The organism is Bartonella bilalgolemi (assembly GCF_023500045.1).
Lineage (GTDB): Bacteria > Pseudomonadota > Alphaproteobacteria > Rhizobiales > Rhizobiaceae > Bartonella > Bartonella bilalgolemii.
Genome location: NZ_JAMCOF010000006.1, coordinates 41,040 through 64,662, shown reverse-complemented (window position 1 = coordinate 64,662; position 23,623 = coordinate 41,040). Strand labels below are relative to the sequence as shown.

Sequence of the window (23,623 nt, the reverse complement as noted above, 5' to 3'; positions counted from 1 at the left end):
GATAAAAATACAAAATTGATAAAGGAATATTTGAAATAGGGATACATGTAACATTTATTTAAATAAGTTTTTTATTTTATTTAAATGTATAGCTTAAAATAAAAAATTAACAATATAGTTACTAAAATATCTTTATTACTTAAGCTACAATACTTGAAAATATTGAAGTCTTATGACTTTTAAAATCATACTATCCTATTGTGCTAGGGTTTCTTTAACTGCTAGTGCTAACTGTTTAAGTGTGAATGGTTTAGATAAGAACCCAAAAACAGCATCTTCTGGAAGATTTTTAGTAAAAGCATCTTTTGTATATCCAGAAACAAAAATGATTTTTATATTAGGATAATTTTTACGTGCTTCTATGAGTAAAGTAGGTCCATCCATCTCTGGCATAACTACATCAGAAACAATAATATCAACAACACCTCTGTTTTTTTCAAGTATAGCAAGCGCTTCCACCCCGCTTGCAGCCTCTAAAACCGTATATCCTCGCATTTGGAGAGCTCTTACACTACTCATTCTTACAGAATCTTCATCTTCAACTAATAAAACAGTAGCAGAGCCTGTTAGATCTGTATTCTTTTCCTGTTCTTCTACTTTTTCAATCTGTTGAGAAGTCTCCCTACTCATAGGAATATAACGTGGTAGAAAAATATGAAATGTTGTGCCTTCTCCTTCTTGACTATCACAGTAAATATATCCCCCTGTCTGTTTGATAATACCGTAAACCATTGATAAGCCAAGCCCTGTACCTTTACCAACTTCTTTTGTTGTAAAAAATGGTTCAAACATTTTTTCTTGTATAACAGCAGATATACCAGTTCCTGTGTCTGCAATGCTTAACTGTACGTATTCACCAACAACAAAACCAGCATAATTGAATTCCGCACTTTGCTGTTTTGTAATATTATTTGTCGTAATTGTTACTATTCCTCCATCAAGCATGGCATCACGTGCATTGATAACTAAATTCATAATAACACGTTGAAAAGATGCTTGGTCAACTTTAACATTCCACAAATCTTTTCCATGAATGATTTTTAATTGAATATTATTTCCTAAAAGAGGTAAAATAAGATTACGTATATCTGATAAAAGCTCTGTAAAATCAACTTTTTCAGGTCGAAGCGTTTGCTTTCTGGAGAAAGCTAATAACTGTTGTACAAGTGCAGCTGCACGATTAGCATTGTTTTTGATGTTAATAAGATCAGCATGTGCCGGGTCAGAACTGCGATGTGTATTTAAAAGAAAATCACATGACATTAAAATTGCTGTTAAAACATTATTAAAATCATGAGCAATACCACCAGCTAATTGTCCCACAGCTTGCATTTTTTGGCTTTGTATCATTTTATCTTCAAGCATTTTTTGTTCTGTTATTTCTATTCCAGATACAATCACGAAATCTTGTAATGCATTATCATGATCTAATGTTATAAGCATTGTATAAAGACGCAAATAGCGTTTTTGATTACCTTCTAATACTGTTTCTATTGGAACTGAATAGTTTTTATTCGTTGTAATCTGCTGAAATACACGCTCTAACTGTACATGATCACAGGGAGATATAATATCATAAAAACTAACAGCTCTAGATTTTCCCGTAAGCAACAAAAAGGCATTATTGACATATATAAATTGTCCTTTTTGAGTAATAACTGCTATCGCAAAAGGGCTCGCATTAAAATATTCGATTAATATGCTTGGCAATTTTGATTGGCTATTACTTTCATTCTTTTTTATTTTCTGTGGTATCATAATAATGCGATAAATAGCCTCATCCTCTAGAAGAGAAGAAGCATACATAAAACAATTGAATATTCTTTTATTACCAGTTTCTGAAATTGAACATAAAGAGAACGTATAGGGTATCGTACAATTTGAATTTTGATATTTATTATTGTTCCAACAGATATCATTCCATTTGCTATTATTTTCAACGGAATGAAATAATTGATCAAAACTATATTGACCAACAGTAAAATTTGTTAAATCGATTAAAAACCATTTAGCAAAAACAGTATTCAAATATATAATTATTCCTTGTGCATTCACAGATAAAAATCCAATAGGAGCTTGGTCTAAATAACTAATAGATTCCTGTGAATTTAAGAAAAAAGTTTCATTGTACTGATGATATTGCTGTAAATGAGAAACATCTGTGATACGCCAAAATAAAAGCTTCTCTCCCCTCTTAACTGTAGTAGGATGAACAGAAATATTGTACCAAATAGCACCTTTTTGTTTTGAATTAATAAAAATTGATCGATCCATTCTCAATACTTCTTGAGCTGCAGAACCACTTAATGCTGCTACTTTTAAACGGTATAAAAGTGCGCCAGTGTTTGGAAGATCAGCAATAACTACATAACAAGAAGCTTCAGGCTTATAAGTAAAAATTTTTTGATAATTTTGATTGGAATAATAAACAAAGCCAGATAAATCAGAGACTATAATTATATCATCTATCTCATTAAAAATGTTAAAATCTAAATCTTTATGTAATTGCACAGCACTACATCTGAAAATGTTCATTCCTAATAAAAAAAGTGCTATAATACCTATTATAGCTAAAACTAAAAGAAATATCAAAGCAGTCTTATAAAAATAGCCTTGCGGATAAAAAAAACCTATCAATCCAATAATGAGTAAAAAAATTATTGTAAAAATAGTAACTGCAATTATAATTTCCCAACGCACGAAAGTAGACAATAATTTATTAATATTATCAAAATTTTTATCCATTTTTGCCTCAATTATGACTATTTTTTGCCACAAATTGCCTTTACGGTTTTTATAAATTATTGATATTAAGTACTGTGTTTCATAATGTAATTTTAAAAGTCTAAATTTTATAATATTATAAATGAAAAATAATAGGCTTATTATTAAGATTTAAGAGGAATAATATGAAAAGTTGGTTATCAGATTATATAAATGTGCCGATAACGCAGGTGATGATCAACTTTTTTTATCTCATGCTAATAATTGTAGCAATCGCTATAATTATTCAGCTTTTAACTAAGTTAAATAAAATACAATTTAAAACTAACAGGAAGTATCAGTCACGTTTAGCTGTATGTGATACAGTCGCTATTGATCGTACACATCGTCTTGTTTTAATACGCCGAGATAATATAGAACATTTGCTTCTTATCGGTGGATCAACAGCTATTATTATAGAATCAAATATTGCCAGCATAGAATCAGATATTGTTAGAAAATATACTGCATAATGTACCTCATACAAATAACCAAAAGATAGATAGCTGATATTAATACAGTAGAAATCACTATTTGTTCTATGCCTCTAGCTCTTAAAAATAAAATTCTCTTCCGTAAATTTTATACTTTTTTATAGGTAGTATTTTCTCTCCTTTTATGACTATATTAAAATTTAGATAGTAAATTTTTGATTGATTTATGTTCTCTGAAATAGCTGATTTTAAAATCATCACGATAGGTTGTTTTTCGTTGTTCGTAGCGTTGTTCTTGTATTTCTAATGAAAAACTGCAATTAATCTAACTTCAAAGTGCTTTATACTATTAGGCTCTTCATTTCTCTTACAAAATCTATAAGTACCATCATCAATACGCTTCAAAGCTGCATCTATTTTTGCTATAGGTTTTCATTGATCAAGAATACGTAATTCAATTGTATCACTCAAATTATATTAAAAATATGCGTTTAAGCTTTTCATATGTAGGAGTTTTATGAAATGAATGATGATATATTATGCTAGTAAAGATGATCGTTTCATAAATAAGCAGCAAAAGGTATATTTTTGTGCTAAATTAATTCTTTGAAAAATGATATACTAAGAGAAGTACATGAAATTTTAGACAAATTGCAAAAAAGGTTAATCAACCTAATAATAACAAATCACCAATATTTGCAAAATATACGCTTACAAAGGTAAAGATAAGGTATGATAGTCGCGATTAAAATACATTAAAGAATCTTTTTCTTGATTACGGTTTATTGCAACAACTTCACCGATCAAAATATAGTGAGTTGCATGTTCATGATAACAAATTAAATTACAGTCAAACGAGGCTAAAGCATTTAATAAACTGGGAGCACCGGTCTGCAAAATACCCCATTCAGCTGCAGCAAAACGTTCATTTTGTGTGAAACTATAGCGTCCAGAAAAGACATCGGCTAATAAACGATGTTTTCCTGTTAAACTATTGACACAAAAATTTCCGTTTTCCATAAATAGCTTATTTTCAGTATTATATCGCATTAAACAGACAAGAAGTGTTGGAGGATCGTCTGATAAGGAACAACAAGCTGAAATTGTCACACCACGCTTACCCTTAATACCATCTGTTGTTACAATATGCACAGCTCCTGCAAAATGACTCATTGTATCCCGATATTCTTGAGACGAAACAGGAACTATTGATTGAGGTTTCGGTGTTAAATGTATTTTATGCTTAGACATAATTTTTTACTTATACAACTGTTAAAATTTCAAAATATATTTCAATACTTTCTTTTATTATACACTATCACTCTCTTAATATCATATATGAACAATAAAAATGTATATTTTATCATATAAAATTACATGCTAAAAAAGATCAACTAAGGAGATCTTAATGTCCCGTTCCCATCTTATTGCCCCTTCACTCTTAGCTTCTGATTTTTCTAAACTTGGTCAAGAATTATCAGATGTTCTTGATGCTGGTGCAGATTGGATTCATCTTGATATCATGGATGGTCATTTTGTCCCTAATATCACCTTTGGGCCAGACGTTGTTAAAGCTTTACGTCCACAAACAAAAGCAGTATTTGACGTTCACCTTATGATAGCATCTGTAGATCCTTATCTTGAAGCTTTCGCAAAAGCTGGTTCAGATATTATAACCATTCATGCAGAATCAAGTACTCATCTTCATCGTTCATTGCAAATGATCAAAGCAATGGGTAAAAAAGCCGGAATTGCAATAAATCCAAGCACATCAGAACATATACTCGAATATTTGCTGGATCAATTAGATCTCATCCTTATTATGACAGTTAACCCTGGATTTGGTGGACAAAATTTTATTCCAGGTATGGAAAATAAAATCAAAAGAGTAAAAAATATGATTGCCAACCGTCCTATTGATCTTGAAGTTGATGGTGGTATTACGGTTGATACAATTGGAAAAACTGCAAAAGCAGGTGCAAATATATTTGTTGCAGGCTCTGCAATTTATAAAAATGGTAACAAAAATCTTTACAAAACACGTATTAATGCACTGCGCCAAGCTGTAATTCTCTCACAATAAGGAAAAATTATGATCACACGTTATTCTCGTCCTGAAATGGTGGCAATCTGGTCATCAGAAACAAAATATCGTATTTGGTTTGAAATTGAAGCACATGCTTGTGATGCAATGGCTCAGCTTGGTATTATTCCTAAAGAAGCAGCTAAAACCATCTGGGAAAAAGGTGCAATTGCCAAATTTAATGTGAGTCGTATTAATGAAATTGAGACAATTACTAAGCATGATGTTATAGCATTCTTAACTCATTTGGCTGAGTTTATGGGACCAGAGTCTCGTTTTATTCATCAGGGTATGACATCGTCAGATATATTAGATACAACACTCAATGTCCAATTGATGCGTGCTACTGATATTCTTTTACAAGATATAGACCATCTTCTTGCAGCATTGAAAAAACGTGCCTTTGAACATAAAGAAACAATTACTATTGGACGTAGTCATGGTATTCATGCTGAGCCTACGACATTTGGGATCAAATTTGCTTTCGCATACGCTGAATTTGCTCGTTGTCATAAACGTTTACTTACCGCACGAGAAGAAATTTCCACTTGTGCTATCTCTGGAGCTGTTGGAACTTTTGCTAATATTGATCCACGTGTTGAAAAATATGTAGCAAAAGCATTAGGTATGCATATTGAAACTATTTCCACTCAGGTTATACCTCGCGATCGTCACGCTATGTTTTTTGCAACACTTGGTATTATCGCTTCATCTATTGAAAGATTAGCCATAGAAATACGCCATTTGCAACGAACAGAAGTTCTTGAAGTAGAAGAATATTTTTCCTCTGGTCAAAAAGGCTCATCAGCAATGCCTCATAAACGTAATCCGGTTTTAACAGAAAATTTGACTGGATTAGCCCGTATGGTACGCGCATTTGTAATACCTGCAATGGAAAATGTAGCACTTTGGCACGAACGTGATATTTCTCATTCATCTGTTGAACGTTACATTGGCCCTGATGCTACTATTACGCTTGATTTTGCTCTTGCCCGATTAACATCTGTAATTGAAAACTTAATTATTTATCCAGAAAATATGAAAAAAAATCTCAACAAATTTTGTGGCCTTATTTATTCGCAGCGTGTACTTTTAGCACTTACACAAGCTGGTACTAGCCGTGAAGATGCGTATCAGATTGTACAACGCAATGCAATGAAAGCTTGGGAACAAGGAAAAAATTTTTTAGAAGAGTTGCTAAGAGATGAAGATGTTCTAAAAATTTTAAGTGAAGCAGAGCTTCGTGAAAAATTTGATCTTTCTTATCACACTAAACATGTTGATACAATTTTTGAACGGGTTTTTGGATAAAAAAGTTCATGAAAGCAAATCAACTCGATATTCTTATTATCCCGGGCTATAAAGGATCTGGCCCTGATCACTGGCAAACACGTTGGGAACAAAAATTATCTACAGCTCGCCGCGTACAACAAATCCAATGGTCAAAACCTGCCCGAGAAGAGTGGGTTAATGCTGTTGAAGCTGCTATTGAACAAGCTAATAAACCTATTGCTATTATAGCTCATTCATTAGGAGTTCCAACAGCTATTCACGCAGTTGCACGTAATCCAGAAAAAATTCGTGGTGCTTTCTTTGTTGCTCCACCGGATATAGAGAATGAAAAAATACATTCCAAACATTTGATGACATTTGCTCCATATCACCGTAAAAGTTTACCTTTTCCTTCAGTGGTTGTAGCTAGCCATAACGATGAATTTTGCCACTTTTCAGTAGCCCAGAAGCTTGCTCATGACTGGGGTGCACTTTTCGTTGATGCTGGACAGTCTGGTCATATTAATGTAGAATCTGGACATGGACCTTGGCCAGAAGGATTGATACTTCTTTCTCATTTCTTTTCAAAACTCTAAATCTTCATATTTTAAATAACAAAACTGTAGTAAATAGTATAGCTCTCATTGAGAATTCTTGACAATTAGGATAATGTTTTTCTTCGTAGTAATATTTGACACCTCTAAACGAATAGAAAAATATGATGAATCGTCGCCACCGCATTTACGAAGGAAAGGCCAAAATTCTATATGAAGGGCCTGAGCCGGGAACTTATATTCAATTTTTTAAAGATGATGCAACTGCATTTAATGCAAAAAAGCATGAAATCATCGATGGCAAAGGAGTATTAAATAACCGTATTTCAGAATATATTTTTACTCAACTTGGTCGTTTAGGAATTCCAACACATTTCATTAAACGTATCAATATGCGCGAACAGCTTATTAAAGCGGTTGAAATTATTCCATTAGAGGTTGTTGTACGTAATATCGTCGCAGGTTCCCTTTCTAAGCGTTTAGGATTAGAAGAAGGAACAGCTCTTCCACAATCTATCATTGAATTTTATTATAAAAATGATTCTCTTGATGATCCAATGGTAACTGAAGAACATATCGTTGCTTTTGGATGGGCTGCTCCACAAGAAGTAGAAGATATTATGCAACTTTCATTTCGTATTAATGATTTTCTCTCTGGGCTATTTGCAGGCGTTGGTATCCAGTTGGTTGATTTTAAAGTGGAATTTGGTCGTTTATGGATAGGTGAAACAATGCGTATTGTTCTCGCAGATGAAATTTCACCTGATTCTTCTCGTTTATGGGATATTCAAACAAAAGAAAAACTGGATAAAGATCGTTTTCGGCGTGATATGGGTGGACTTATTGATGCCTATCAAGATGTTGCAAGACGTCTTGGTATTATGAATGAAAACGAACCTCCACGGCCTAGTGGTCCAGTTTTAGTTAAATAAAAAGCAAAATAGCGCAATCCTAACTTACTTAATAAAAATACTATTCTGCAAAAAAGAGTTATTTAAATAATAGGAAAAAAAAAATGAAGGCACGTGTCACAGTTACTTTAAAAAATAGTATCCTTGATCCACAAGGGGAGGCAATAGTTAATGCTTTAAGTAGCTTAGCCTTTACAAATATTCAATCTATTCGCCAAGGGAAAGTTTTTGATATTATCCTTAATGATATGCCTATTGAATCTGCAAAACAAACACTCGAACAAATGTGTGAACAATTGCTTGCGAATACTGTTATTGAAAACTATACAATAGAACTTCTTTAAGTAAATTAATTATGAGAACTGCTATCATTCAATTACCCGGGTTAAATCGCGATCAAGACATGATTGCAGCTTTGTATCACATAACAGGTGTTGAGCCATTAAAAATTTGGCAAACAGAAACAACAATTCCAAATGTAGATATGATTGTTATTCCTGGTGGTTTTTCCTATGGTGATTACCTAAGATGTGGTGCTATTGGTGCACGAACACCAGTTTTGCGAGCTGTTTGCGATAAAGCACAACAGGGTATAACAATCATAGGAATATGTAATGGTTTTCAAATTTTATTAGAAGCAGGATTATTGCCAGGTATTCTAATGCGTAACGTTTCGTTGAAATTTGTTTGCCGTGAAGTAAAACTTGAAGTAACCAATGCTGAAACGAAATTTTCCCATCTTTATAAAAAAGGACAAATTATCCGCTGCCCTGTTGCTCATCATGATGGCAATTACTTTGCTGATAATGATGTATTGAAACAAATGGAAGATAACAAACAGATTGTTTTCCGCTATGCAAAAGGTGAGAATCCTAATGGTTCAATCAATGATATAGCTGGCATTATTAATAAAGCTGGTAATGTGCTTGGTATGATGCCTCATCCTGAAAACCTTATTGAAGTAGCACATGGCGGTACTGATGGTCGTTTACTTTTTCAAAGTGTTTTAGAATTAGTATCATGATCATAAAAAAATATTTCTTGGAATTTCCAGATATTTTTGCATTAACTGTCTATACAAAACAGCCAGTAATACGAAAATATATAAAATAAATTTTATCAGTTATATTTCTTCATCGATCATAATGAAATATATTACTCTATATACATAGTATTGTTGATCTATAAATGAATAAAGCTAATAATCTGGATTACTGGATTAAAGGCAATAATAAATGTTAATTTTAATTAATTTAACGGAATGAAAACTAATATGACCTTTTGCAATGATATTACCATTACACCAGAATTAATTGCAAATCATGGCTTAAAAACTGATGAATATCAACGTATTTTGAAGTTAATTGGTAGAGAGCCAACATTTACAGAGCTCGGAATTTTTTCTGCTATGTGGAATGAGCATTGTTCTTATAAGTCATCCAAAAAATGGCTTAAAACCTTACCAACAAAAGGGAAATGTGTCATCCAAGGCCCTGGAGAGAATGCGGGAGTCGTTGACATTGGTAATGGTGAATGCATTGTTTTTAAAATGGAAAGTCATAACCATCCTTCTTACATTGAGCCCTATCAAGGTGCTGCAACAGGCATTGGTGGCATTTTACGCGATGTTTTTACGATGGGGGCCCGACCTATTGCGACTATGAATGCATTACGATTTGGCTCTCCCGACCATCCTCGAACACGTCATCTTGTTTCTGGTGTTGTTTCTGGAATTGGTGGTTACGGTAATGCTTTTGGCGTATCAACTGTTGGTGGAGAAGTTAATTTTGATAAACGCTACAATGGTAATATCCTTGTTAACGCCTTTGCAGCTGGTATTGCGAAAATAGATTCCATTTTTTATTCCAAAGCACAAGGTGTAGGATTTCCTGTTGTTTATCTCGGTGCTAAAACAGGGCGTGATGGTGTTGGTGGAGCAACAATGGCTTCCACTGAATTTGATAATACAATTGATGAAAAACGTCCAACTGTTCAAGTAGGTGATCCTTTTACTGAAAAATGTCTTCTTGAAGCCTGTTTAGAATTAATGGCATTAGGAGCTGTTATTGCTATTCAAGATATGGGAGCCGCAGGACTAACCTCTTCTGCGGTGGAAATGGGTGCAAAAGGAGATCTAGGTATAGAACTTAATCTTGATCAAGTACCAGTTCGTGAAGATAATATGACAGCCTATGAAATGATGCTTTCTGAAAGCCAAGAGCGTATGCTTATGGTACTTAAGCCAGAGCTAGAAAAACAAGCAGAGAAAATTTTTCAAAAATGGGGACTTCATTTCTCTGTTATCGGAAAAACTACTGATGATTTGCGTTTCCGTGTGCTACATAAAGGAAAAGAAGTAGCAAACCTCCCAATCAAAGAACTTGGTAATGAAGCACCTATCTATGATCGTCCTTGGATAGAACCCCTTAAAAAATCTGCCTTAAAAGTAGAAGAAGTTGAAAAAGTGGATAATCTTGGTAATGTACTTCTTTCACTTTTGAATTCTGCCAATCAAAGCTCACGGCGATGGGTTTACGAACAATATGATACCCTAATCCAAGGAAACAGTCTTGTTAGACCAGGTGGTGACGCAGGTGTTATCCGTGTAAGCAATAATGATAAACGTGCTCTTGCTTTTTCTACCGATGTAACACCTCGTTATTGTGAAGCTGATCCTTATGAAGGAGGAAAACAAGCCGTTGCAGAATGCTGGCGTAATATAAGCACCACAGGCGCAACACCACTCGCTGCCACAGATAATCTTAATTTTGGCAATCCAGAAAAGCCTGAAATTATGGGGCAACTTGTTTTAGCTATTAAAGGTATAAGCGAAGCTTGCAAAATACTCGACTTTCCAATTGTTTCAGGAAATGTTTCTCTTTATAATGAAACTAATGGAGAAGCAATTCTTCCTACACCTACAATAGCGGGTGTTGGCCTCCTTAATGATTGGTCAAAAATGGTTACGATCAATGGTATGCACAATGGAGATATTATTGTTTTAATTGGCTCCTGCGGGTCATATCTAGGACAATCAATCTATATGCATAACATTTTAAATATTGAAGCAGGTGCTCCACCTTATGTAGATTTACACCTTGAAAAAAAACATGGCGAATTTGTTCGCAATGTTATTCATCGCGGTTTTGTTCATGCCGCTCATGATATTTCTGATGGAGGATTAGCCATCGCTCTTGCAGAAATGGTAATTAAAGCAAATAAAGGAATCAAATTAGAATTAAGTAATCAATCGCCACATCACGCTGAACTTTTTGGTGAAGACCAAGGGCGTTACCTTTTAGCAATTAAACCTAACGCATTAGATAATCTTAAAATGCTTGCACAAACAAATGCAATTCCCTTAATAGAGCTTGGTATAGTTGAAGGTAACACACTTGATATAAAAGATGTATTAACACTTTCAATAACTGAACTTACACAGGCTTATGAAAATTGGTTTCCAAAATTTATGGATAAAAGTAAATAATATTCACTTTTATTAATTATAAACTAATTCTTATAAAAATAAACAAATCAAGGAGAATTTCCATGGCAATGAGTGCAAATGAAATTGAAATTCTTATTCGTGAAAGCATTCCCGATGCAAAAATAACAATTCGTGATCTTGCTGGAGATGGTGAACATTACGCAGCTGAAATTATTTCAGAAAATTTTCGAGGAAAAAGCCGTGTTCAACAGCACAAAATGGTCTATGATGCTCTTAAAGGAAATATGGGAAACGTTCTCCATGCTTTAGCTCTGCAAACAAGTGTTCCTAAATAATTTCAAAATTTTCTCTTGCATTCATTCTGTTAATACGGTTAAAAAATGATATTAGTATAAACGTGTGTTTTTCAAAATCGGCAATATTGAGGAATAATAATGACTGCTGTTCATGATTTTATTGATAATGAAATTAAAACAAACGAAGTTGTTTTATTCATGAAAGGGACGCCTAATTCTCCTCAATGTGGATTTTCTGGACAAGTTGTTCAAATTCTTGACTATTTAGGAGTAAATTATAAAGGAATTAATATTTTAACTTCTAACGAATTACGTCAAGGAATAAAAGATTATTCAAATTGGCCAACAATCCCACAACTCTATATCACAGGTGAATTTATTGGTGGCTGTGATATTGTCAAAGAAATGTTTCAAAACAATGAGTTGCAGGAATTGCTGAAAGAAAAAAATATAACCTTTACCAAGTCATAAATACCTCTAATTATTCAAATTTTTATTAGGTATTGTTCAGTCGAAATTCTTATTTTAAGGATACATATGTCATATTCTGCCGACGAACAAAAGCATCTAGATGCAATTAAAAAAAAAATTGGATATAAAGAATTTGTTATCCTCATTGCAGCACTTATGGCAATCAATTCGATAGCAATTGATATTATGCTACCAGCTATGCCTGATATTTTAAACAGCTTGCATGCTACTAATGAAAATGATCAGCATTATATCATCTCTTGTTATCTAATCAGTTATGGTGCTACGCAAATATTTTTTGGCCCAATAAGTGACCGTTATGGACGACACAAACTTATTCTTATTGGTCTTGCTTGCTATTCATGTGCAGCAATCGCGTGTATATTTGCATCAAGTTTTCCTATATTTCTTATTCTGCGTGTCGTGCAAGGTATTGGAGGAGCAGCTATGCGTGTGCTCACAATGTCCATTGTACGAGATCTCTACAATGGTCGAAAAATGGCAGAAGTTATGTCCATAGTCATGATGATTTTTCTTCTTGCAACAATGATTGGACCAGCAGTAGGACAAATTATTTTGTTATTTGGACAATGGCAATTAATTTTTATATTCATGGCAATTGTTGGTTTTGGATTAATGATTTGGATTCAAGTGCGTCTACCTGAAACCATTTATATACCACGATCTCTTTCTTTTTCTTCTGTAAAAAATAACTTATGGCTTATCATTAGCAATCGTTCAACGCTTTGTTATACACTAGCAACTTCTATTATTTTAGGTTGTATTTTTGCTGCTATTAACACATCACAACAAATTTATGAAGGAATCTATAATTTAGGCATTTGGTTTCCTGTCGCCTTTGCCCTTGGTGCTGCATTTCAAGCTATATCATCTTTTCTCAATTCTCGTCTTGTTGGAAGCTTTGGAATGCGACGTATTTCTCATACAATGCTTTTACTGTTTTCTAGTATTTCATGCATTTGGTTTGTTGGATCAGTTTTAACAAGCGGTGTTGTATCTTTTCCGTTTTTTATGTTATTGTATTGCATACTGATGTTTGCATGTGGCGGTATTATGGCTAATTTTAATGCGCTTGCCCTTGAGCCTTTAGGAAAAATCGCTGGGACTGCATCTTCTGTATCCGGTTTTCTTCAAACATCCCTCGGTACAGGTCTTGGCTTTTTCATAGCACAATGCTTCGATGAAACAACAATTCCTAATTCAGCCGGATTTTTCTTTCTCAGTCTCATAGCTATTCTTCTTGTCTTATGGGCTGAGCATGGACGTTTTTTTACACAATATAATTCTGAATCAATCTAACAATAAAATAGAACTTGATCCTATAATAAAATCCTCAATGTTTTTATTATACTTATATAAACAAGTAATCAAACATACTTACGTTATCCTAACCGGAAAATTTACCTGATTTTGGAAATCCCTTTGGAACCAAACGTCCTGCCCCTGCACGCGTTCCCATCCACTCAACGAGTTCATCAGCTTGGCGATTAAAACTGCGCTCAGCTGTATCTTGCCAACTTAAACCTTCTGATAAAGTAAAAGTTTTAGCATCAATAACAACGCCATCTTTATAACGTTGTAAACGAACACCCTTCCCACGACTCATTTCTGGTATTTGTTCGATAGAAAAAATAAGCATTTTTCGGTTTTCTCCAACTATTGCAATGTAATCGCCTTCTACCGGAATGCAAAGTTTTAAACTATCAGGAGACTTAACATTCATCACTTGCTTTCCTTTTCGTGTATTGGCAATAATATCGGTTTCAGAAACAATAAAACCATTGCCATAGGATGAAATTAAAAGTCTTTTTCTTTGCGTATTATGTACAAAAGCTGTGAGAATATTATGCTCATTCTCCATATCTACTAAAATACGAATTGGTTCACCATGTCCTCTTCCTCCAGGCAAAATATTTGCACTAATAGTAAAAAATTTTCCACCAGTACTTATCACTATAATCTTATCTGTAGTAAATGCTGAAAATGCTAGTTTCAAACAATCACCTTCTTTGAAAGAAAGCGTTTTGTAATCATTCAAATGGCCTTTTAAAGCACGCATCCAACCTTTTTCAGAAATAACAATAGTCACTGGTTCTTTTTCAATCATTGCTTGATGAATATCATTCACGTCATGCCTTGGTGCATCTTCAAATGTTGTCCGCCTTTTCCCCAAAAAAGTTTCAGGACCAAAAATTTTACGAACTCTTGTAATCTCCTCTGCGATGATTTTCCATTGCTTGATATTGGAAGCCAATAAATTTTGTAATTTTTCTTTTTCAATTTTAAGAGACTCAAATTCTTTACGAATCTGAAATTCTTCAAGCTTACGTAAAGAACGCAACCGCATATTTAAAATAGATTCAGCTTGATTCTCCGTTAATTTAAAGTGCAATATTAATTCCTTTTTAGGTTCATCATTTTCACGAATGATTTGAAGCACCTCATCGAGTTTCAAATATGCAATAAGATATCCCTGCAAAATTTCTAATCGACAATCAATTTCATTCAGTCGATAATCTGAACGACGAATAAACACTTCTTTACGATGCTGAAGCCACTGCTGCAAACTTTCACGTAGAGAAAGAACATTAGGTACTTTCCCTAAAGTCAGTACATTGAGATTAAGAGGAAATCTTACTTCGAAATCAGTTAACTTAAAAAGTGACTCCATCAATAATTCAGGATCAATTGTGCGATTTTTAGGAACAAGCACAATCCGAATATCTTCTGCCGATTCATCATGAATATCTTCAAGCATCGGCAATCGCCGCGCAAGTAATAATTCTGCTGTTTTTTCAATAAGGCGTGATTTTTGTATTTGATATGGAATTTCTGTAACAACAATCACATAAGAACCCCGATTTCCCTCCTCTTGATGCCAACGTGAACGTAATCGAAATAATCCACGTCCTGTACGATAAGAATCCTCAATACTTTTTTTAGGCTCAACCAAAATACCACCTGTCGGAAAATCAGGTCCAAGCACAAATTGATTTAAATCCTCATGATCTGCATGAGGATTAGCAATCAAATGCAACGCGGCATCACAAAGTTCCGCAACGTTATGTGGCGGGATAGACGTTGCCATACCAACAGCAATACCTGATGAACCATTAGCCAAAAGATTAGGAAAAGCTCCTGGTAAAACAACAGGTTCTTCATCTTCTTCATTATAGGTTAAACGAAAATCGATAGCATTTTCATTAATTCCTTCAAGAAGCAATATTGCCACTTCAGTCATGCGTGCTTCCGTATAACGCATTGCTGCAGCATTATCTCCATCAATATTACCGAAATTACCCTGACCATCAATTAATGGATAGCGAACAGCAAAACTCTGAGCTAAACGTACTAACGCGTCATAAATAGATGCATCACCATGAGGATGAAACTTTCCCATTACATCACCCACAATCCGTGCACATTTAGCATAAGCTTGTCCAGGATTAAGCTTTAATAAGCGCATCGCATGAACAATACGCCTATGAACAGGTTTTAATCCATCACGTACATCAGGCAATGCACGATGCGTAATAGTAGACAGTGCATATGCCAAATAGCGCTCTTGCAAAGCAGATCGCAATTCTATTGACTCAATATGCTCCTTATCAAAAGATCGAATCATTTCATCAGACATAACATAAGGTAGCAATTTTCAAAATAAGGAACAAGCCTGCTATAAAAAGAGCTCAAATATGGCCTTCTTAATAAGAATAAGAAACTCTTTTATCCGAAACTATATAACATAAAATAATAGTATGATTTTTGTATGATTTTTCAAAGTTACTTTCTCGCAACCTAATACCATAAATATAATCGATAATTCTTTTGATTATATCAGATTACATGCGTGTCATTGTTTTATAACTATATTAAATTGTAAGCATCAAAACTGTATCAACTACAATTCATCTAATATAGAAAATTTTTGCACATAAACAACGTAATCAATTTTTATCAACGATTTTTTACCACTGGAGCAATCCGAATTCCTAAATCACATAACTGCATAGCAGAAACATTGGAAGGAGCGCTCATCAAAAGATCAAGTGCTTGCTGATTCATCGGGAATAAAGAAACCTCACGCAAATTTTTTACACCTTGCAACAGCATAACAATGCGATCAATACCAGCTGCTATACCACCATGTGGTGGAGCTCCATAATGAAATGCACGATAAAGACCACCAAAGCGCTCTTCTACAACTTCTTTAGAAAGACCCACAAGCTTAAAAACTTTCAGCATCATTTCCGGTGAATGATTACGGATTCCACCTGATGCAATTTCACAACCATTGCAAACAAGATCATACTGAAAAGCTTTAAGAGAAAGAGGATCTTGAAAATCAAGAGCATTGTCTCCCCCTTGAGGCATTGAAAAAGGATTATGTGCAAAATCAAGTTTTTTTTCGTCTTCATTCCATTCAAAAAATGGGAAATCAACAATCCAAGCAAAAGAAAAACAATCTCGATCAATCAGCCCTAACTCCTCTCCTATCCGTGTACGTGCTGCACCAGAAAAAGATGCAAATTTCTTTGGATCTCCTGCAACAAAAAAACAAGCATCACCACTTTCAAGTCCAAGTTGCATACGAATAGCTTCAGTTCTTTGTTCACCAATGTTTTTAGCGATAGGACCAGCTCCTTCAAAATTTCCATTTTCCTCACGCCAAAAAATATAACCAAGACCTGGTTGCCCCTCCCCCTGAGCCCACATATTCATGCGATCACAAAACGCACGACTACCACCGTTTTTTGCAGGAATAGCCCAAATACATGCATTCTGATCGCTTGCTAAAATCTGAGAAAAAACCTTAAAACCAGAATCCTGAAAATGCTTAGAAACATCTTCCATAATAATTGGATTACGCAAATCAGGTTTATCTGAACCATACTTCTGCATTGCTTCATCATATGAAATACGAGGAAAATTTTGCGTCACAGATTTTCCATCTGCAAATTCTTCAAAAATAGAACGTATAATGGGCTCTATCGTCACGAAAATATCTTCCTGCTCAACAAAACTCATTTCAATATCTAATTGATAAAACTCACCTGGTAAGCGATCTGCTCGTGGATCTTCATCTCTAAAACATGGAGCTATTTGAAAATAACGATCAAAACCAGACATCATTAACAATTGCTTATACTGCTGAGGTGCCTGAGGTAATGCATAAAACTGTCCCTTATGAAGGCGGCTCGGAACCAAAAAATCACGTGCTCCTTCTGGGGATGAGGCTGTTAAAATTGGTGTAGTAAATTCTGTAAAAGCACAATCTTGCATATGCCGTCTTATGGAAGCAATAATTTCAGTACGACGTATTATATTCTTGTGCATAGTTTCTCGACGCAAATCAAGAAAACGATACTTCAGTCGAATATCTTCCGGATAATCAGGTTCACCAAAAACTGGTAAAGGAAGCTCATCAGCTTTTGAAAGAATTTCAACCTCTTTCGCAAAAATTTCAATTTCACCCGTTGGAAGAGCTGTATTAATAACTTCATCAGCACGAGCACGTACTTCTCCATCCACACGAATAACCCATTCAGAACGCACCTTTTCTATAATTGTGAAAGCTGGTGAATTAGGATCAACAACAATTTGTGTGATCCCAAAATGATCTCGTAGATCAATAAAGAGAATTCCACCATGATCACGAACACGATGAACCCATCCAGAAAGGCGAACCTGCCTCCCCATATCACATTTACGAAGAGCAGCACAATTATGACTGCGGTAACGGTGCATATTTTTTCCTTTGGTTGTAATTTATCTCACATACGTTAAAAACGCTTTTTAACAATCATTTGTCAAGATATGATTACAAAGACTAAAAAAAAATACAATAAAAGACAAATTTAATCTACTTAGCTATAATAAAATAATGAAACTTATTACAAATACTATAGATCTTGAAATTGCTATTGCCACTTTGCGCAAGTCTAATTTTGTAACAGTAGATACTGAATTTATACGTGAAACAACCTTCTGGCCTCAGTTATGCCTGATTCAAGTTGCATCGCCAGATATTACAACACTTATTGATCCAATGGCGCAAGATATTAATCTACAACCATTTTTTGATCTAATGATCGATAAAAAAATTGTCAAAGTTTTTCACGCTGCACGCCAAGATATCGAAATTATTTATCATCTTGGAGGAGTTATTCCTTCTCCCCTCTTTGATACACAAGTAGCAGGATCAATCTGTGGATTTGGTGATTCTATTTCCTATGATCAAATTGTACAACGTTGCACTGGATATCATCTTGATAAATCATCTCGTTTTACAGATTGGAGCTGTCGCCCCCTTTCTGAACAGCAACTGCTCTATGCACTCGCTGATGTTACTTATCTAAGAGACGTCTATCTTGTATTAAAAAAACAATTAGAGGAAAAAAAACGTACCCATTGGATGAATGATGAAATGGCAATCCTCTTAACGCCGACAACCTATGATATACCAGAAAATGAAGCGTGGAAAAAAGTAAAGGGAAAAATCACAAAAAGACGTGAACTTGCTGTGTTACAAAAAATAGCAGCTTGGCGTGAGCGTGAAGCACACAAATATAATACCCCTCGTCGCCATATAATGAAAGATGAATGTCTTATTGAAATCGCAATCCAACAACCAAAAGATGAAGCTGCTCTAAAGCGTTTACGTAGCATTAATAAAAGCTGGAATGACCCACCAGCTATGCGTACATTAATTGAAGCCATACATCAAGGCTTAAAAGTCGATCTTGCTACTTTACCTGCCCTTCCCAAACATAGTACTATTGATGAGAAAACAGCCGTTACAATCGATCTTCTTAAAGTATTATTAAAACTCGTTGCAAATGAAAATAATATTACACCTAAAATTATTGCAACATCTAGTGATTTAAAAAAACTTTCTAATGGCAGTATAATGCATAATATTTCTGTTATGAATGGTTGGCGTTATGAAATTTTTGGTAAAAAAGCAGAACAAATGTTAAAAGGTCAAATAGCATTTTATTATAACAATGGAGAAGTAACGATCAAAAAACTTTAATTTATAAATATGAAGATATTATAATTATTGCAAAAGAATTAAAAAACTTCAAAAGCTAAGGAAAATTCAGTTATTTTTGATAATTGCTGTAAGCGTTTATAAGGCCGTTCACCTATTAAATTTGCATAGCGTACTGGAATATGCAATGCAATATTATTATTTTGCTTCTTTTGCCATGATAAATTAGGTAAAATTCCTGCAGTGGAAGCACTAAAAAGATTAGCAATACGCATAATTCCACCAAGGATTCTTGCTTTTTCAACAATATCGCTAGTTGCTAATTTGAGAATCTCAGGAGCTTTCTTATCAAACGATAAACCTGTATTACGGAAAAAAACAGCTAATGCAGCATAAATACGCCCCTTATGTGAAATTCCTGGATAAGATCCTAACGCTATTTGATTGGCTGCTTCATTACCCCGATGATCTGGATGTATACGCCAACCGATATCGGAAAGGAGACAAGCAGCTTTACGATAACGACATGCATTTTCAGTTTCTAAAATTCCAAAAGCTTCAAACGCACCTGTGGTAAAATCAATAAGTTCACTTGCTTGCTTTGGTGAGCGTGCTCTTAAAATAGCCATTTCTAAACATGCCGTAATTAATGGATCAGAAATACGATCTTCTCGTGGTAATTTCGAATAAAGAAAACCTTCGCGAACTCCCGCTCCAGAAAAAACTATTCTTTTTAAACTTATGAATTGAATCAACTCAATAAGAACAATCGCTCCATATGCTAAAAGCTGACGACGGTTTTTTGGAATAACTGAAATTTCTTTTATTTTATTAATACCACCATTGATAACAAAAAGCAAAAATTCCTCCATCTCCTGTGCATCAACCTCATAACCATGCATAACAGGTAATCGATAATTTTTGACTACCATATATAGTTTTGCAAGATTACGCCAAGTTCCTCCTACCGCATAAAAACAACGATCTGCATTTTTATGCATAACAATAGAAGATTTACAAAGGTGCTCATGAACAATTTTTTTTGCCAAAACAAAATCATTATTTGACATATATTGTAGTCGTAAACTGCCTAATGGCAATGTTATCCCTTCACCTACATTAGAATCATGAATATCAATAAGTTCAAGACTTCCACCACCAAGATCACCAGAAATACCATTTGGCCGATAAAAGGTAGAAATAACTCCATAAGCTGAATAAATGGCTTCTTCACTTCCCGAAAGGACATATATTTTATTTTGTAAAATACTTTCAGCACTTTGAATAAAAGCCAATCCATTTTTTGCTTCTCGTACTGCTGCTGTTGCTAAAGTATAGATCGCATCTGCACCAACCTGTTGACAAACAGCATAAAATCGTTTCAGTGTTCGCAGCGCCATCTCGATTGATTTTTCTTCCAAAATTCCAGTCTTTGCAACACCTTGACCAAGAGCACAAAAAACTTTTTCATTAAATAAAACTGCTGATGAACGTACAAGGCCTTCATAAATAACAAGTCGAACAGAATTCGAACCAATATCGATAACTGCAATGGGTTTATACCCTTTCAACCGACTTTGAATATTTATATATGTCATTGGATATTTCAGTCTTTACGTGTTTTCATCTGCTGCTGAAGCAACTCAATCAAATGTGAAGTAGAAGTCTGAAAAAAATTTTCATACTCAAAAAAAAGCACATTAGTCATAAAATATTCCTGCACGTTAAATAGCTTTTCATCTTTTTGCGGTGTTCTACGTCTGGATGTTCCATCGGCTAATATATCAAAGCTTTGTTGGTTATCAATAATATTAGCCAACATAATTTGTGAAAGAACTTGTTGATGAACTATTTTATTTAAAACTGGAACCAATATTTCAACACGATGATCAAGATTACGAGGCATCATATCAGCTGATCCCAAATAAACAATAGCATTTTTATTTGGCAAATTCTCACCATTAGCAAAACAGAAAATGCGACTATGTTCAAGGAATCGGCCTACAATCGATTTCACACGAATATTATCTGAAATCCCTAAAATACCAGGACGTAAACAACATATACCACGCACAATCAGATCAATCTGTACTCCCATTTGACTAGCATGGTATAAAGCATCAATAATTTCAGGATCAACCAATGAGTTTACCTTCATCCAAATAGCTGCTACTCGCCCTTGTTGTGCATTGGTCATTTCGTCTTTGATATGTTCAAGAATACGACTACGCAATGTTAATGGTGAAAAAGCTATTTTCATTGATTCATTTGGCTGTGCATATTCGGTAAGATAATTAAAAAGTAGTCCAACATCATGACCAATATCATCATCAGTTGTAAAAAAGGAAAGATCGGTATACATTTTAGCGGTAATTGGATGATAATTCCCAGTTCCAAGATGAACATAAAAACGACGACAGTTCTCTTCATGTCTTACCACTAAAGACATTTTAGCATGTGTTTTTAATTCAATAAAACCAAAAACCACTTGAACTCCTGCACATTCAAGATCACGTGCCCAGCGAATATTAGCCTCTTCATCAAAACGCGCTTTTAATTCTACCAAAGCTGTCACCGACTTACCTCGTTCAGCAGCATTAATAAGAGCGCTAACAATCGGGCTATCACTTGATGTGCGATAAAGAGTTTGCTTGATTTCAATCACATTAGGGTCATCAGCAGCTTGACGTAAAAATTGTATAACAGCATCAAATGTTTCGTAAGGATGATGAATAACAATATCTCTTTCACGAATAGCTGCAAAACAATCACCACCATGCTCACGAATACATTGGGGAACACGAGAACTATAAGGAATAAATTTTAAATCATTGCGCGGAATAGAAACAATTTCTGAAATCATATTCAGTGCTAATAATCCATTGATAACACTCACACAATTATTAGGCACTCTAAGTGCATGCGTTATCAATTGCCGTAAATTTTCAGGCATTTTCATATTAAACTCAATTCGAATAACTTCTCCACGACGACGTTTTTTAAGCGCAGTTTCAAAAAAACGAACAAGATCTTCTGCTTCTTCTTCTACTTCAATATCGCTATCGCGGATAATTCTAAATGTTCCCGCCCCATTATTATCATAACCAGGGAATAAATGATCAATAAAAAGGCAAACAAGATCTTCAAATGAAATAAAACGAAAACTATTTCCCTCTTGAGGAAGAAGAATAAAACGCCTCAAAGTATTAGGCACAGGTAACAACACCATTATAGGATACTGATCAACGCGCCGTAATAATTGCAACGCAATAGAAAGACCTAAATTAGGAACAAAGGGAAAAGGATGTTTAGAATCAATAAGAGCAGGTGTTAAAACAGGAAAAATTTCTTTTAAAAAATACCTTTCAAGCCATAATTTTTCAACTTCTGAAAGCTTGTCAGAACAAATAATTTCAATATTATTCTGTTTTAACTCATAACGTAAGGTACGTAATTCTTGTTGCTGATTAGCTTGCAAATATGCAATCTCAGTTAATATAAAATCAAGTTGTTCCTGCGGTGTACGCCCATCTGCACTACGTTCTGTAATCCCAGCACGAATTTGAGCAATAAGGCCAGCAACGCGAACCATAAAGAACTCATCAAGATTAGTTGCTGAAATCGAAAGAAATTGTACCCGTTCCAATAAAGGATTCTTGGAATTTGCAGATTCCATTAAAACACGATTATTAAATTGTAACCATGAAAATTCACGATTAACAAATCGCGCTGGATTGTCCATCGTTATATCCTGCATAGTAATTTGATCTATCAATGTTTGTTTCATATATTCAATTAAGCTGCTTTATATTTTATAAAAACCTTTACAAAATAAAAATCCCGCTCTTATGGAAATAAGATTTTAATTTTATCTATTTTTTATCAAATTTTGTAAACTATAAAAATTTCAAAAAGTTTTAGTTCAACCATAATATTATAATATAATGGCTAACTCTCTCCATACAACTATATAAATACTTTAAAATAATTGAAACTATCTTCATTTATAAATTATCTGAAAAAGGATCTTGCATTATAGTGCATCGTATTACAAATTAATAATAAAATACATGATTTAAATCATACCTTATTAGGATAATTTATCTGGAGTTTATGCATTATGGCTGATCACAATATTCCGTATTTCCAAAATGATAATGGATACAAAATAATCGAAATTGGTGTAAAAGAATTTATGTGTATAGGTGCCACACAACCATTTGATCATCCTCATATTTTTATTGAAATGGGAGCAGCTAATGAAAAAATTTGCCCCTATTGTTCAACGCTTTATCGCTATAATCATACATTACCATATAATGAGACAAATCCTACAGGATGCACATATCATCTCAAAGATTCTCTGTTTCTTTGAT

At 34.2% G+C, this 23,623-nt stretch carries 19 protein-coding genes; 13 read left to right on the top strand and 6 right to left on the bottom strand.

The genetic code is table 11. From position 1 onward, the window contains the following. Nucleotides 1-195 precede the first annotated feature (195 nt). On the bottom strand, nucleotides 196-2,745 hold the full coding sequence (locus M4Z11_RS04480; RefSeq protein ID WP_249676803.1) for a response regulator: 2,550 nt from the start codon (nucleotides 2,743-2,745) through the stop codon (nucleotides 196-198). Nucleotides 2,746-2,909: 164 nt separating this feature from the next. Here M4Z11_RS04480 and M4Z11_RS04475 point away from each other — a divergent pair, with 164 nt between their 5' ends. Further along, nucleotides 2,910-3,236 carry a flagellar biosynthetic protein FliO gene (locus M4Z11_RS04475; protein ID WP_249676801.1) on the top strand — a complete coding sequence of 109 codons (327 nt, stop codon included), beginning with the start codon at nucleotides 2,910-2,912 and terminating at the stop codon, nucleotides 3,234-3,236. A gap of 672 nt (nucleotides 3,237-3,908) precedes the next feature. On the opposite strand, the gene M4Z11_RS04470 is transcribed toward M4Z11_RS04475, so the two are convergent. After that, a complete protein-coding gene (locus tag M4Z11_RS04470; RefSeq protein WP_249676798.1) occupies nucleotides 3,909-4,448 on the bottom strand; it encodes a flavin reductase in 540 nt (179 codons plus the stop codon). 157 nt (nucleotides 4,449-4,605) lie between these two features. Here M4Z11_RS04470 and rpe point away from each other — a divergent pair, with 157 nt between their 5' ends. From rpe to M4Z11_RS04420, 10 genes are all read left to right on the top strand, one after another. Continuing rightward, on the top strand, nucleotides 4,606-5,280 hold the full coding sequence (rpe, locus tag M4Z11_RS04465) for a ribulose-phosphate 3-epimerase (protein WP_249676796.1): 675 nt from the start codon (nucleotides 4,606-4,608) through the stop codon (nucleotides 5,278-5,280). A gap of 9 nt (nucleotides 5,281-5,289) precedes the next feature. Then, nucleotides 5,290-6,591, top strand: a complete 1,302-nt coding sequence (gene purB / locus M4Z11_RS04460; RefSeq protein WP_249676793.1) for an adenylosuccinate lyase — start codon at nucleotides 5,290-5,292, stop codon at nucleotides 6,589-6,591. Nucleotides 6,592-6,599: 8 nt separating this feature from the next. Beyond that, nucleotides 6,600-7,148 carry an RBBP9/YdeN family alpha/beta hydrolase gene (locus M4Z11_RS04455; protein ID WP_249676790.1) on the top strand — a complete coding sequence of 183 codons (549 nt, stop codon included), beginning with the start codon at nucleotides 6,600-6,602 and terminating at the stop codon, nucleotides 7,146-7,148. Nucleotides 7,149-7,273: 125 nt separating this feature from the next. Continuing rightward, on the top strand, nucleotides 7,274-8,038 hold the full coding sequence (gene purC / locus M4Z11_RS04450; RefSeq protein ID WP_249676787.1) for a phosphoribosylaminoimidazolesuccinocarboxamide synthase: 765 nt from the start codon (nucleotides 7,274-7,276) through the stop codon (nucleotides 8,036-8,038). An 83-nt stretch (nucleotides 8,039-8,121) separates the two neighbouring features. After that, nucleotides 8,122-8,361 carry a phosphoribosylformylglycinamidine synthase subunit PurS gene (gene purS, locus M4Z11_RS04445; RefSeq protein WP_249676784.1) on the top strand — a complete coding sequence of 80 codons (240 nt, stop codon included), beginning with the start codon at nucleotides 8,122-8,124 and terminating at the stop codon, nucleotides 8,359-8,361. A gap of 11 nt (nucleotides 8,362-8,372) precedes the next feature. After that, nucleotides 8,373-9,041 carry a phosphoribosylformylglycinamidine synthase subunit PurQ gene (gene purQ, locus M4Z11_RS04440; RefSeq protein WP_249676781.1) on the top strand — a complete coding sequence of 223 codons (669 nt, stop codon included), beginning with the start codon at nucleotides 8,373-8,375 and terminating at the stop codon, nucleotides 9,039-9,041. A gap of 249 nt (nucleotides 9,042-9,290) precedes the next feature. Continuing rightward, complete coding sequence (purL, locus tag M4Z11_RS04435) at nucleotides 9,291-11,504, top strand: phosphoribosylformylglycinamidine synthase subunit PurL (protein ID WP_249676778.1); 2,214 nt, start codon at nucleotides 9,291-9,293, stop codon at nucleotides 11,502-11,504. Nucleotides 11,505-11,566: 62 nt separating this feature from the next. Further along, nucleotides 11,567-11,800, top strand: a complete 234-nt coding sequence (locus tag M4Z11_RS04430; protein ID WP_249676775.1) for a BolA/IbaG family iron-sulfur metabolism protein — start codon at nucleotides 11,567-11,569, stop codon at nucleotides 11,798-11,800. Nucleotides 11,801-11,899: 99 nt separating this feature from the next. Further along, the gene (grxD, locus tag M4Z11_RS04425; RefSeq protein WP_249676771.1) at nucleotides 11,900-12,232 is read left to right on the top strand and encodes a Grx4 family monothiol glutaredoxin; all 333 of its coding nucleotides are present in this window, start codon (nucleotides 11,900-11,902) and stop codon (nucleotides 12,230-12,232) included. 66 nt (nucleotides 12,233-12,298) lie between these two features. Further along, nucleotides 12,299-13,552 carry a multidrug effflux MFS transporter gene (locus tag M4Z11_RS04420; protein WP_249676768.1) on the top strand — a complete coding sequence of 418 codons (1,254 nt, stop codon included), beginning with the start codon at nucleotides 12,299-12,301 and terminating at the stop codon, nucleotides 13,550-13,552. Between the two features lie 88 nt (nucleotides 13,553-13,640). Here M4Z11_RS04420 and parC read toward each other — a convergent pair whose 3' ends face one another. Further along, nucleotides 13,641-15,890 (bottom strand): DNA topoisomerase IV subunit A, encoded by a 2,250-nt coding sequence (gene parC, locus M4Z11_RS04415; protein WP_249676765.1) that lies wholly within the window; start codon nucleotides 15,888-15,890, stop codon nucleotides 13,641-13,643. A gap of 320 nt (nucleotides 15,891-16,210) precedes the next feature. Further along, entirely contained in the window at nucleotides 16,211-18,001 is a 1,791-nt protein-coding gene (gene aspS / locus M4Z11_RS04410; protein ID WP_249676763.1) for an aspartate--tRNA ligase, read from the bottom strand. Between the two features lie 133 nt (nucleotides 18,002-18,134). On the opposite strand from aspS, the gene rnd reads away from it, so the two are divergent. Further along, nucleotides 18,135-19,289, top strand: a complete 1,155-nt coding sequence (gene rnd, locus M4Z11_RS04405; RefSeq protein WP_249677023.1) for a ribonuclease D — start codon at nucleotides 18,135-18,137, stop codon at nucleotides 19,287-19,289. A 38-nt stretch (nucleotides 19,290-19,327) separates the two neighbouring features. Here rnd and M4Z11_RS04400 read toward each other — a convergent pair whose 3' ends face one another. Beyond that, nucleotides 19,328-20,845 (bottom strand): Ppx/GppA family phosphatase, encoded by a 1,518-nt coding sequence (locus M4Z11_RS04400; protein WP_249676761.1) that lies wholly within the window; start codon nucleotides 20,843-20,845, stop codon nucleotides 19,328-19,330. A gap of 8 nt (nucleotides 20,846-20,853) precedes the next feature. After that, nucleotides 20,854-23,034, bottom strand: coding sequence for an RNA degradosome polyphosphate kinase (locus M4Z11_RS04395; RefSeq protein WP_249676759.1), 2,181 nt, complete (start codon nucleotides 23,032-23,034; stop codon nucleotides 20,854-20,856). Between the two features lie 333 nt (nucleotides 23,035-23,367). Here M4Z11_RS04395 and M4Z11_RS04390 point away from each other — a divergent pair, with 333 nt between their 5' ends. Further along, nucleotides 23,368-23,622 (top strand): zinc-finger domain-containing protein, encoded by a 255-nt coding sequence (locus M4Z11_RS04390; protein WP_249676757.1) that lies wholly within the window; start codon nucleotides 23,368-23,370, stop codon nucleotides 23,620-23,622. The last annotated feature ends 1 nt before the right edge of the window (nucleotide 23,623 follow it).